The organism is Microcoleus sp. M2_D5 (genome assembly GCF_036701935.1).
GTDB lineage: Bacteria > Cyanobacteriota > Cyanobacteriia > Cyanobacteriales > Microcoleaceae > Microcoleus.
Genome location: NZ_JAUBRP010000029.1, coordinates 1 through 13201 on the forward strand (window position 1 = coordinate 1; position 13201 = coordinate 13201).

Sequence of the window (13201 nt, forward strand, 5' to 3'; positions counted from 1 at the left end):
GGGATGGGCGTCCCGCCCGTCCTTTTTGGACGGGCGGGACGCCCATCCCACAAGAAAAAAGGGAAATTATTTAATTGACGATCCTTAGTAGATTCTTAACATTTAAGTAATCCAAGTGTCAAGCCCCCCCTCGCAAGATGGGGGCTTAATATTTTAGATTTTAGATTTTAGATTTTAGATTTTAGATTTTAAGTTTTGATTGTTGATTGTTGATTTGAGATTGTTGATTCAATAATAATTGAATAATTATTGATATTATTCTTAAATTCCCCATTCCCCATTCATAATTAATATGTCTCTTGTTCCTTTGCCCCACAAAGTTATCGGCGTTGCTGCAATCTGGAACGATCGCCAACAAATTTTGATTGACAAGCGCCGACAACATGGACTGCACGGGGGTTTCTGGGAGTTTCCGGGCGGAAAAATAGAGCCTGGGGAAACGATCGAAGCTTGCATAAAACGGGAAATTATGGAGGAGTTGGGGATTGTTGTAGAAGTTGGCGCTCGCCTGATTACGATTGACCACGACTACACTAAATTTACAGTTAGACTATACGTGCACCACTGCCGCCACGTCAGCGGGGAACCGCAAACGATCGAATGCGATGAAATTCGCTGGGTGACACTCGACGAAATTGACCAATTTACTTTTCCCAAGGCAAACGCACAGATTATTGCTGCACTGCGGAAAAGTTGAGCTGTAATATAAAATTCGGTTGCTACTTAACAACTGACAAATGACAGCTAAGGAATGAGAATTAAATAACTTCCACTCTTGAAAGTGGGATGGGCGTCCCGCCCGTCTTTTAAGGACGGGCGGGACGCCCATCCCACAATAACAATTAAAATTGTAAGTTATTTAATTCGCGATTCTAAGTTTTATTTTTGGACGGGCAGAGTAAAGTGAAAACAACTGCCTCTATCGGGTACAGAGTCTACCCAAATTTGACCGTAGTGCGCGCGGATTATGCCTTGACACAGAGACAGTCCAATGCCGTAACCGTCTTTTGATTTATCTCGCTGCAACCGAAAGCTGTCTTCAAAAATGCTCGCGCAATCTTCTTCTGGAATTCCCGGGCCGCTGTTGCAAATGCTGACTTGAACTTTGTAAGCGGTGCGGTGGAGAATGGACAGATTAACCGTTCCTTGGTCTGGGGTGTACTTGCTGGCGTTGTCCAGCAGGTTGACCATGACTTGTTTGATGCGATCGGGATCGGCATAAATCAAGGGCAAATCTGCGGGAATGTCTGTTTCTATGTTCAGACTTTTCGCCTGAAATTTGTCTTGAAACTGCATGATTACATCTTGACAAATCGCTCCCAGTTCGATTCTTTTGGGTTCAATGTGGAGTTGAGCGTTTGTACCCCGGGCTGCTTGCAGGATATCTGTAATCATACGATCGACAATTCGGATTTGGCGGCGGGCTTGTTTCATCAAATGAGCCGCCAGACTCGGTGTCAAACGCGACTTTTCTCCCTCTTTCACCTTCTGACTTGACTCCAAAGTCTCCAAAGCCAAAGATGCGGCCGTCAAGGGATTACGCAAGTCGTGAGCTAGCATCGCAATAATCCGGTCTTTCAACTGCAACTGCTCTTGCAGGTGTTCTTTTTCCTGTTTGAGGCGAAAAACTTCATCGGAAAGCTGCACGAGTTCGGCGGCGCAAGCAACCGAATAGATGGGTTTTGGGTCAGTCAGGGTTTCAGCAATAGCTGGGATCGACTGTTGCCCAGCTGCGTATTCTTCTACAGAACGCTTCCAGCGGGGCCACCAGTGTTCGAGTTGGGCGATCAAATTGCTGCCGGCGAGAGTTTGTCGCGGATCGGGATGAATTTTGAGCAGCGAGGGAGTGGCTACAAGTTTAAAGTGTTCGGCTAAATCGGGCTGTTCTCCTACGTCGATGATTTGAAGCTCAAAGTCGCACTCTGCCTTCAAATCCTTTAGGGACTTGCGGATGTGTCTGGTCTGTTCCCGGGAAGAGGGACGCTTGTCTACGAACAGCAAAAGCTGTAAAAGCGGTGCGGGATTTACCGGCTGTTCGGGAGAACAGTCAGTGCCGCTGGTGCCGAGTGTGGGATGGACGCTGTTGAGCTTTTCGATCGGGTGAAAATAATTGAGCATTGCCGAGCCGAGTTATTTCACTTCTACTTTAATTTAATACTTACTTTAGATTTATGCTATTGTCCGATAATTTCATTACAGGCGGGCAGATGATATTTTTGAGATGGAAGAAAAATGAGTCGCTGCGGGTGGTGGTTCAAGTGGCAGCCGCCTTTTTTGTGCTGTGCCTGTTGCTGACGCTGCACCGCTACTACAGCTTTTACGCTACTTACGACCAAGGCATTTTCAATCAACTTTTTTGGAACGGCACTCAGGGTAACTTGTTTGAGAGTTCCCTCTCTTCGGCTTTGTCCACTAATGTGGTTCACCAAAACCAGCTTCCGTCCGTATCTTACTACCGGTTGGGGCAGCATTTCACCCCGGCGCTAATGCTGTGGCTGCCAATTTACTCTCTGTTTCCCTCGCCCGTCACTTTGACGGTGTTGCAGGTGACTTTAATTACGGCGGCTGGAGGAGTGCTCTATGCTCTCGCCAGACACTATCTGGAACCAAAGCTGTCGGCGACAATTGTTGTGAGCTATTACTGCGCTAACGCAGTCATCGGCCCGACTTTGGGAAATTTTCACGATATTTGTCAAATGCCGCTGTATGTCTTTGGCTTGCTGCTGGCGATGGAGAAGCGCTGGTGGCCATTGTTTGGGATTCTGGCAACTTTAATTTTGGCCGTGCGAGAAGATGGGGGAGTTGTTTTATTTGGCGTCGGAGTTTACCTGATTTTGAGCCGGCGCTACCCTCGGACTGGTTTGGCTGTCTGCATACTCAGTTTTGGTTATATGATCGTCCTGACCAATCTGATTATGCCTTTGTTTTCTGCTGATATATCTCAGCGGTTTATGATGGAGCGCTTCGGCCAATATGCCGAGGGAGATGAAGCTTCTACTCTAGAAATTATTTGGGGAATGGTGAGTAATCCCGGACGGTTGGTAGCTCAGTTATTTACGCCGTTTTTTGGTAAGATTAGATACCTGCTCGGCCAGTGGTTGCCATTAGCTTTGGTTCCTGCTTTCGCGCCTGCGTCTTGGATGATAGCTGGATTTCCGCTGCTGAAGCTATTTTTAGCGAAAGGAGAGTCGGTGCTGGCGATTAATATTCGCTATGCGATGACTGTGGTTCCAGGGCTTTTTTATGGGGCGATTCTGTGGTGGGCCCAGCGTCAAAAGGAAGAAGATAGAATGGTGAGAGAGGAAAGAATGTTTTTGCGTTTTCCTTCTGCTTTATTTCCTCTCCCTTCTTCTTCAAAGTTTCGCCGCTTTTGGGCGTTTTGCATCTGTTTGTCCCTATTTTTTACCTTCACTTCTAACCCAAATCGGACTTTTTCTTTGATTTTGCCCGATGCTATCGATCCTTGGGTGCAGGTTCCTCTCGTCAGACAATGGCAGCACGTTTTGCAAGTGCGGCCTCTATTGGCTCAAATTCCTGCTGATGCTAGCGTGGCAGCGACGAATACTATTGTGCCGATTTTGTCAAGCAGGCGGGAAATTCTCAGGTTTCCGATGTTGGAACTCCGCAATGATGCGGGGAAGGCAGTGAAGATGCAATATGTAATTGCCGATTTGTGGCAGTTGCAGCAGTATCAGGCTGCGTTTCGCGCGGAACGGGGACAGTTGCGGGAGATCGTGCCGGCGATCGATCGAATGTCCAAATCTGGAGAGTACGGAATTGTTGGCTTTGAAGACGGCGCGATTTTGATGCGTCAGGGTGCTGTTTCTAATTCTGCATCTGCTGCTGCTTGGACTCGTTTTCGGCGCGAATTGGAGCCGATTTTGAAGAAAGGGTAAGCGGGTAGGCGCGATCGCCATTGCTGCCCTCAGTGGCTCAAATCTTGAGGAAACCTGTTTTTTTCAGGTAATGGCGATCGAGCAATTTCCTGCAAAAACCAGGTTTAGCCATGATTTTCTGTCTTGGTTGCTGCCAAAAGTCAGGCATTCGGCATCAACTTGCGCTTAACTTAAATTTAAGGGTGATAATTATACAATAAATCTGTTAATCCTAAACATTAAGTTATATAAAAAATTTGGAGGAAGAAAGATGAAAATTTTGGTATTGGCATGGGAGTTTCCTCCCAGAATCGTAGGCGGTATCGCCCGCCACGTATCGGAACTATATCCAGAATTGGTGAAGCTGGGACACGAAATTCACTTAATTACAGTAGAGTTCGGCCACGCGCCGATGTACGAAGTGGTGGAAGGAATACGTGTGCATCGGGTGGTGGTGGGGCACGCTAGGGACTTTTTTCACTGGGTGGCGAACCTTAACCAAAGCATGGGCTACCAAGGCGGGAAACTGATGCTTGAGGAAGGCTCCTTTGATATCATCCACGCTCACGATTGGCTAGTGGGAGATGCGGCGATCGCCCTCAAGCATACCTTTAAAGTACCGCTAATTACCACGATCCACGCCACCGAATACGGGCGCTTCAACGGCATCCACAATGAAGGGCAGCGCTACATTAACGCCAAGGAAAACGACCTCGCTTACAATTCTTGGCGGGTAATTGTTTGCAGTGATTATATGCGGCGGGAAGCCGAACGGGTACTAGCGACTCCGTGGAACAAAATAGAGGTAATTTACAACGGAATTAGACCCGATAAAAAGCCCCGCTGGCACGAATTTGACGCGATGAACTTCCGTCGTCAGTTTGCTGCTGATGACGAAAAAATAGTTTATTATGTAGGAAGAATTAGCTACGAAAAAGGTATTTCTGTATTTCTAAATGCAGCACCTAAAGTAATTTGGGAAATGGGGGGTAAAGCGAAAATTGTAATAGTTGGCGGCGGCAATACAGACCATCTCAAACAGTTAGCTTGGCATTTAGGAATTTGGAATAAGTGTTATTTTACTGGGTTCATGTTTGAGGAACATCTCGACAAATTTCAGACTGTGGCTGACTGCGCGGTTTTCCCCAGTCTTTACGAACCTTTTGGGATTGTAGCGTTAGAAAGCTTTGCTGCAAGAGTGCCTGTGGTGGTTTCGGATGCGGGCGGACTTCCAGAGGTGGTGCTGCACACTAAAACTGGCGTTGTTACTGAGGCAAACAATCGGGATTCTTTGGCCTGGGGAATTTTGGAGGTTTTGAAAAATCCGGGTTACGCGCAGTGGTTGGTTGACAATGCTTATCAAGATTTGGAACGCCGGTTTAGTTGGCCGAAGTTGGCGATAGAAACCCAGTGGGTTTATGAACGGGTGGTGGAGGAAAGGGCTGGGGTTGATTGGTAAGAATGGCGACGGTTGACGGTTGACAGTTGACAGTGAGTCGAAGATCAAATTTTTTGCTGCAAATATTAATAATTTATAACACAATGATAGAGACACTCGAACTTACTTTGAGTGCACTCGGAAGATTTAAAGGGAATTAGCATCTTGAATATTTTTAGGGACATCGATCCCCAACCCAGACGCAGCTTACTGATTTTATTCACCGCAGGCCTGCTATTCTGGTCGAGTTTGGCTTCGCTGCTGCCAACTTTGCCGCTGTACGTTCAATTTGTGGGCGGCACAAAACAGCAAATTGGCTTTGTGATGGGTGCATTTGCGATCGGACTTTTGCTGTCGAGGCCGCAGTTGGGTAAAATAGCCGACAGCAGGGGGCGAAAACAAGTTTTGCTTCTAGGCGCGTCAGTCGCTGCGATCGCCCCTTTGGGCTACCTGTTAGCTCAATCTATCCCCTTACTGTTACTTATTCGCGTTTTTCACGGCATTAGTATTGCCGCTTTTACCACAGCTTACAGCGCTTTGGTAACAGATTTGTCGCCACCAGGAAAGCGGGGCGAATTAATCGGTAACATGAGCTTGGTGAATCCTATTGGTCTAGCAGTTGGGCCGGCTATTGGCGGATTTGTGCAAGCTTGGGTCGGTTATACTCCTTTGTTTGCGATGTCGGCGGCTTTCGCTGCAATAAGTGTATTTTTTACCTGCCAAATTGCGGAACCTAATTTTGCAGATTTAACCAAATCGCACTCGCTATCTGAGGACAAAAATAGCGAAAAATACTGGGAAATGCTGTGGAATCCGAGAGTGCGGATTCCGGCTTTAGTGTTATTGGTGGTTGGCTTAGTATTTGGAACTTTGAGCACTTTTATGCCTTTGTTTATCCAAGAAACTAAGGCTAATTTGAATCCGGGATTATTTTATTCTACGGCAGCTATCGCCAGTTTCGGTATGCGGTTAGTCACGGGACGGGCTTCTGACAAATACGGCCGCGGCTTGTTTATTTCTGGCGGCTTAATCTGTTATGCCGTATCTATGTTATTGTTGTATTTTGCTAACAACACCAGTGCTTTTTTAATAGCAGCTTTGGTTGAAGGTTGCGCGGGCGGTACGGTTTTGCCGATGATGGTAACGCTGATGTCGGACAGGTGCGAACCTCGTGAAAGGGGCCGGTTGTTTTCGCTTTGTATTGGCGGATTTGATTTGGGCATTGCGATTGCTGGGCCCACTTTAGGCTTTGTGGCTGAACAAGTTGGCTACAGAAATATGTTTGGTTTTGCGGCTGGCCTCGCTGGCTTGGCTTTGCTGGTTTTTATTACTCAGTCTAGCAAGGGCTTGTCTAATTCGATGAAATTTGCGATCGGTCGAGGCAAAGATGTTTATGCCTTGAACCGATGATAAGCTGTTACGCATTTAAATTGGAAAATCTGGACAGGCTAGAAGCCCGTCCCACAAGAGTTTTATTGATTTTTGACACACAGTTTAAATGTAGAACAGCTTATAACAGAAGCAAGAAGGAAGAGGCAATCAGGGGACTTACCAAAAAACCCGGTTTCTCCCAAAAATCGTGAATCTATGCGACAGATATTGAGGCAGAAACCGGGTTTTTGTTCCCGCGCAGCATTCTGAAAAACAGGCAAGATGCCTGTTCCACAAAGATTAAAAAAGTTCTGAGTTTTAAGTCGTGAGTTGAATTAATTTTTTAATTCAAAACTCAAAACTCAGAACTCAGAACTCACAGCTTATAACATTTTTAAATGGGCTTGGAGGGATTCGAACCCCCGACCTCATGGTTCGTAGCCATGCACTCTATCCAACTAAGCTACAAGCCCCTGTTGAGTTCAGATTTAATCTAAAATTGATTAAGTTCTTTTCTCACAGAATCTAACATTAACACCATTACCAAAATAATGCAAGACCTTTCGCAAACTTTTTCTAAATTGCCCGATCGCACACAGCTAACTCACCTCAACAACAGCGGGGAAGCCCAAATGGTGGACGTTTCGGCGAAGGTGCCGACTGTGCGGCAAGCTGTGGCTGCTGCCAGGGTGCGGATGCTGCCGGAGACTTTTGCGGCGATTGAAGCGGGGAATGCGCCGAAAGGTGATGTGTTGGGCACTGCAAGGCTGGCTGGAATTATGGCGGCGAAGCAGACGGCGCATTTGATTCCTCTGTGTCACCCTCTGCCGCTGAGTAGCGTGGAGGTGCAGGTGATAGCGGATGCTGGGTTGCCGGGGTATCAAATTCGGGCGACGGTGAAAATTAAGGCGGAAACAGGGGTGGAAATGGAGGCGCTGACGGCGGTTTCGGTGGCGGCGCTGACTTTGTACGATATGGCGAAAGGATTGGAAAAGTCGATCGCCATTGAATCGATTCACCTGGTGAGTAAAAGTGGTGGCAAGTCTGGAGATTATAAAAATTTAGAGGCTTAAATTTTCGGCCTTGAGAGGGATGTAGGATTCAAAAAGCTGCACTTAAGATTAAAATAGGCACGGAACTACTAATCTCAAGTGAAAAACTATGCCTCCTCGTTGGCCCCGCAAACCCGATCGCAATGATCCAGAGTACCGCCGGTTAGATGACCGCATGAATTTTGCTATCCACGTCGGTCTTTTTTCTGCTACCAATTCTGGTTTGTGGTTTGTTCACAATTTGCAAAAGGCTGATTGGCCTTGGGCAATTTCGGTAACGGGCGGATGGGCTCTAGTAGTTTTGGCCCACGCGATTTACATTTTTGCGATCGCCGATTATTCCCCCCTCACCAAAGATTCTGGCTGAAGGCAGTTGTCGGCGATTTGTTAAGTCTTTTGATTGATAACAAATAACTTTCGGCTTTTTTGATATGGCTAATACTACACAGGCGATCGAATCTTTAGCAGCAGAAATCGGCGAAAATGTCTACATTGACATTGCCAAATGGCATTTGTATTTGAGAGATGCCCACCTGCATACAGTTGTTGCCCAACAACTTTATTCAATGCTGGAAGATGGCAATTTAGATGCTGACAAAGTTGGACAAGTTTTGCAAGGAATTCCAGTCAAGTTGGGCGGCGGCAAGCGGGAACTGCCGCTGGCAGATTTGATTCCGATGCAGTGTCAAGTTCAGTTGATGGATGTGCTTGAAGAATTTCAGCGGAAGATGTAGTAAAGGGCGATCGCCTTTTTTGGTCTTTTTGTACCGAAGGGCGATCGCGCTTTTTTTTCCTTTCCTTAAACCAGCATGAAATTAGCCGATGTTATCGCATCTGCACTCACTCCAACCATCACACCTAACTGCTCCCCTGTCAAGAGATTCTTAATAATAGTTCCCTGAGTATTTTGAGTTATTTCCAACTGACCAAAACTCAAACCACCGCTTAATCCTATCAAGTCTTGACCCAGAGTAAAATCAGCGATAATATCAAATCCTTCACCAGCTTTTAAGGCAAAGATATCGTTGCCGCTGCCGCCAATCAAACTATCATTTCCCATGCCTCCATCCAGGAGATCGTTGCCTTTGCCACCAGTGAGAGTATCGTTGTCTGCGCCTCCGAAAAGAGTATCATTTCCGGCACACCCTCCCAGGATATCTGCTCCTTCATCACCGTTGATTAAGTCATTGCCTTCACCGCCACAGATAGTATCCGAACCTAACTGTCCAAACAGATTGTCATCACCTTGACTGCCAAGCAGGATGTCGTTACCTTTGCCTCCATATAAGGTGTCATTATCCTTACCACCATCGATGAAGTCATCATCTTTGTTGCCATAAATGATGTCAATACCTTCGCGGCCATGTAAGAAGTCATTGCCTTTGCCTCCGAAGATTAAATCGTTGCCAGACTCGCCAAGGATGATGTCGCTTCCTTCATCTCCGTAGAGAGTATCTTCATCTTTGCCTCCGGCGATGAAGTCATTGCCTTGGTTGCCATTAATAATGTCATTATCCGCACCGCCGTATAGGTTGTCATCCCCGGATTTGCCCTCGAATATGTTGGCAGCATCGCTACCTAGTAATTCATCGTTTTGGGCAGTGCCTATTTGAATGTCGGATGCGTCGAGTATGGTGTTTTCAACCCAGTTGGGTCGGTTTAAGTTGGGATAGGTAATTTTGTCGCAGATGCACTCATCGTTTGAGAGGTTATCAGTTGTTGGGGTGGGAGTAGGTGTTTCCGATGGTGTGGGTGTTTCCGAGGCTGTTTCCGATGGTGTGGGTGTTTCCGAGGCTGTTTCCGATGCGATCGGGGCGATCGGTGTTGGTGTGACGGGTGTGGTGCCAGTGTCAGTGCCGGTTTCGGTAGAGTCCTCCGAGCCATATTGTACGTTTTTGACAGTCAGGGGGCTTTCAACATTCGCCTCTGCAATCATCTTGTCAAAAGCAGCACCCGTGTTTTCAGCAAGCGCCTCCTCAATGTTCTTCGTACCAGCCCCCACTTGCTGGAGGTCTTTAGCCACCTCAGCTAACATCGCCTTTTCCACTTGAGCGAGGCGAAGCGCCGCCTCTGCGATCGAGATATTACTGGCTGCAATATCGCTGATGCGCTGATTGCCAGCAGCAATGATTTTTGCCACATTGCCTGCTAGACTGGCAACTTCTGGCTTTTGCACGCTTTGGGCAACTGACTCAATCAACTTCTGCAACAGAGCCGGATCGCTCAAGTTTACAGGACTTCCCGGCTCTACAACCTTAGATAGCTCTCCGATGACTTTTGTGGCAATCTCCACCTTAGAAAGATTGGAAGCACTGGCAAATAAATTGGTCACCAAGACAATTGCAACTTGAACCTGAACGTGCGGGCTGTAGATAATTAACCCAGTAAGTTCATTGTCCCGCATCGCTTCGATGGCATCGTAATTGCCCAAGTCAACATCTGCCGGAATTCCCAAAGCCGCCTGCACCTTGGCTTGAGCCTCTTCTGCATCCATTCCTTTGCGCTCTAACTCGCTGACCAAGGTCGTAAGCGGAGTGATGGTCGTACCTTCAGAAGCAAACAGGGGCGTTTCCAGAGGCAAATTCGTGGCAGTATTGATGCCACCAATTCCCACCACCCGGCCCTCTTCCGGGTCTAGGAAACCGCTTTGGTTAGTATCGAAATTGGGAACAAAAATATCTAAATCATAGGTGCCGTCAGCGTTAGTAATGGTAAAAGGTTCGTCGGGATCTAAAATTCCATTAAAGTTGGCATCGAAAAAAACCTCAGCCCCCGTTACTTCACTGTTAATGAATTTTCCAAGGGTTTTACCGAAAGATTTGCCTACCTTAGCGACTGCCTTCACACCACTGCTAAAGCTCTTAACGGTATCCTTAATAGCCGCTTTAGGACCTTGGCTAATCATGTTGAAGGGTAGAGTCAGCACTGAACCCACAACGTTTCTGCCAGTGTTAGCTAACTTATTGATCGGTTCTAATATGGGAGCCGGCAAAATCTTTTTGATAACAGGGTTATCTGTTATAGCAACAGCTAAGTTTAAAGCGCGGTAAGCCGGATTGAAATTCAAATAGGTCTTGCCCGTAGCCTCAGCAATTCCTCTAACTGTAAAGGATTTTGGCAGAACTGGAGTGGGAACAAACACATTGAACAAGCTGGGAGATTTCGATGTCCCTTGGGGGGCGGTGGAGTTTCCAGTTTCCCAACCAAATTTTGCCAGTGGGAAAGTTGCCAGGTTGTTCTGGTACAGGGTTGTCTTTAACGGCCCAATACCTGCTGTGGCTCGAATATCCAACGAACCATTAATTGTGCCGGAAACTGAATTGATGATATTCCAAGGTTGGGCGGTGTTGAGGACAGTATCTATCTCGGAAGCCCGCAATTTCCCATCGCTTCTACCTTCTCGCTCTCCAGCATCTCGCAAATCGACGTTGACATTTCCCTTGATTCCCCCCAGGATGTAAAAATCGGCTACCTTAATATCTGGGCCAGCTTTGGCAGCGATATTTGCGGAGATTGTCAGTTCGGGAACGTCTTGGCCAGTTCCGTCAGCGTTCTTGCGATCGCTGACATAAAAGCCATCTCTTAACAATTGGATTTTATCCGAGGCGTAGTTCGTTGCTTTCCACTGTTGCAGTCCGTAGGTGTCATACCCAAATTTTAGGTCAGCCTTTGCTTTCAAGTTTCCTTCAAAGCCTACACTCACCGGTGGGAAAGGAGGCAGAGGCTTTGTAATATTTATCGGCACATCCAAATCCAGATTGTCCAAATTCAGGGTCACAATTGGGACATCTGGTTTGCCTAAAAGTAGCTGGATGGCTGTTTCTGGCTTAGTGATAATTGGCACGTCCAGTCCATCAACCACCTCTAACGCTGTCAGAAGTGCGGCAGCTTTCGGATCTTTTTTCTTAAGCTCTTCCTTGCCTATTTTAACAATAGCTTTAGCCTGCGGAGATGTTTTCTCGAACTCTTCTATCCGTTTTAACGGGTTGTAATTATCTAGCTTAAAAGAGCCGAGATCCATCAAAATAGTCTCATTGTTTTTGATGGAATCGTTAACCAGCTTAGTCACCCGGTCTAACTTGACGATTGTTTCTATGAAGCCAGTGGATATTGGTCGACCTGACAAACTGGACAGGGTAGATACCATTTCGATGACACTGACCCGCTTCCGGTTGTTATCTATATCCTTAAACAAATTCTCCAGCCCGATTTTGGAAAATATCTGCGTGTCCGCATTCAGGAAATCAATAACTGGCCGAAAGGGTTTAAGAACCTGGTCAACCTTAGTGAAAACAGGTTGGGCAATGCCGGTTATAAATTCGCCAAAATCCAGTTTTGCATTATTGACCTCAACATTGGGTATGCTAGCAGAACTGACGGATTTACCGTTGACGTAATCAGCTTTTGGAAACCCGAACTTCATCTCGAAGACCAAGTTGGGGAATGCTTTGCTGACCACATTTGTCCGGCCTTTCAGGCTCAGATCCCCACTGGTGGAGAAGGTAGACTGTGATAAGTTTTGCGGGTTGTAGGAACTATTGAGTTCTGCCTCGGTCAGCCGATCGCCATCATTGATACCTCCCAGATTATCTAAGTCATTCAGCTTGAGCTGATATGTGCCCCCAATTTTAGTGCGCTTGCCTTCTGTGGTATTTTCGTTGAGGGTGGCTGGGAAAAATCCTAGTTTTGCAGAAGTCTTGAACGAGTCATTTAGACCAAACCCCAGATTAGTCGTCAGATTCGTTTTGGTCGTATCGATATAGTTGCCAAAAGTTTTGCTGTTACCCAGGCTGAAGTTTAACTGATAATCGAGGTTGGCATTCCCATTACCATCGGCGTTAAAGCCAAGGGCAGGCATTCCTATATCTTTGAGGACGTTAACTGTACCGAGTTGATATTTCCGGCCTACTGCAATATCCCAGGTGCTTTCCTCGTTAGTCGTATTCTTTTGAACCCTAATGTTGAAGTTAGTTCCTAGAGAACTCCGCAGGTTTGTTTGTAACTGCTCTGCCGTTAAATCACTACCTGTTTTGAGCGCATTAACCAGGCCATTTTTGAAGCTACCAATAAAATCTTGATTGAGGTTCTGGAAGGGGCCGATGATGGGAAGCTTAATACTTTCCTGTTCTTTTTTAAGAATTTCATCCAGCTTGGTTAATCCAGTTTCTACAAGGGAAAAAACCTTAGTATCAGCGGCGACAGCAGTGGTGAAATTCCAAGGAGTTGCACCTGTAGTACCGGCATAATTGTTGCCAGCTAAATCTTTAATTGCACCGCTGGCAATTTCAACATAGTAACCAGTACCGGGCGCTAAATCTGCTGTGGGATTAACGGTGACTGTACTACCAGTAACAGTGACATTGGCCGCTGTGACATTGATAGTTTCCACCACTGAGTTATCCGATACTTTCTTGATGACAATATTGCCAGTGCCTTTTTGTACGGCTTCACTCAAGGTGACGACT

At 46.6% G+C, this 13201-nt stretch carries 9 protein-coding genes and 1 tRNA gene; 7 read left to right on the plus strand and 3 right to left on the minus strand.

The window, feature by feature from the left end; translation table 11 throughout:
- Positions 1–292 precede the first annotated feature (292 nt).
- A complete protein-coding gene (mutT, locus tag QUA50_RS14270) occupies positions 293–697 on the plus strand; it encodes an 8-oxo-dGTP diphosphatase MutT (RefSeq protein WP_333298884.1) in 405 nt (134 codons plus the stop codon).
- 182 nt (positions 698–879) lie between these two features.
- Here the strand turns inward: mutT and QUA50_RS14275 are convergent, their stop codons facing one another.
- Positions 880–2118: a histidine kinase gene (locus QUA50_RS14275; RefSeq protein WP_333262137.1), complete on the minus strand. Its 1239-nt coding sequence runs from the start codon at positions 2116–2118 to the stop codon at positions 880–882.
- A gap of 53 nt (positions 2119–2171) precedes the next feature.
- On the opposite strand from QUA50_RS14275, the gene QUA50_RS14280 reads away from it, so the two are divergent.
- The 3 genes from QUA50_RS14280 (at position 2172) to QUA50_RS14290 (ending at position 6723) form a co-directional block, all read left to right on the plus strand.
- On the plus strand, positions 2172–3896 hold the full coding sequence (locus QUA50_RS14280; protein ID WP_333298557.1) for a DUF2079 domain-containing protein: 1725 nt from the start codon (positions 2172–2174) through the stop codon (positions 3894–3896).
- 250 nt (positions 3897–4146) lie between these two features.
- Positions 4147–5334, plus strand: coding sequence for a glycosyltransferase family 4 protein (locus tag QUA50_RS14285; RefSeq protein ID WP_333262143.1), 1188 nt, complete (start codon positions 4147–4149; stop codon positions 5332–5334).
- 144 nt (positions 5335–5478) lie between these two features.
- Positions 5479–6723 (plus strand): MFS transporter, encoded by a 1245-nt coding sequence (locus QUA50_RS14290; RefSeq protein WP_333262146.1) that lies wholly within the window; start codon positions 5479–5481, stop codon positions 6721–6723.
- 360 nt (positions 6724–7083) lie between these two features.
- Here the strand turns inward: QUA50_RS14290 and QUA50_RS14295 are convergent.
- A tRNA-Arg gene (locus tag QUA50_RS14295) sits at positions 7084–7157 on the minus strand.
- Between the two features lie 78 nt (positions 7158–7235).
- Between QUA50_RS14295 and moaC the strand changes: the two genes are divergently transcribed.
- The 3 genes from moaC to QUA50_RS14310 all read left to right on the plus strand — a co-directional run bounded on the left by moaC (position 7236) and on the right by QUA50_RS14310 (position 8470).
- The gene (gene moaC, locus QUA50_RS14300; RefSeq protein ID WP_333262149.1) at positions 7236–7757 is read left to right on the plus strand and encodes a cyclic pyranopterin monophosphate synthase MoaC; all 522 of its coding nucleotides are present in this window, start codon (positions 7236–7238) and stop codon (positions 7755–7757) included.
- Positions 7758–7845: 88 nt separating this feature from the next.
- Positions 7846–8103, plus strand: coding sequence for a 2TM domain-containing protein (locus tag QUA50_RS14305; RefSeq protein WP_332982358.1), 258 nt, complete (start codon positions 7846–7848; stop codon positions 8101–8103).
- A 64-nt stretch (positions 8104–8167) separates the two neighbouring features.
- Positions 8168–8470, plus strand: coding sequence for a DUF3181 family protein (locus tag QUA50_RS14310; RefSeq protein WP_333262152.1), 303 nt, complete (start codon positions 8168–8170; stop codon positions 8468–8470).
- Between the two features lie 65 nt (positions 8471–8535).
- Here QUA50_RS14310 and QUA50_RS14315 read toward each other — a convergent pair.
- Positions 8536–13201, minus strand: a 4666-nt coding sequence (locus QUA50_RS14315) for an Ig-like domain-containing protein (protein ID WP_333262155.1), incomplete at its 5' end; no start/stop codon positions are given.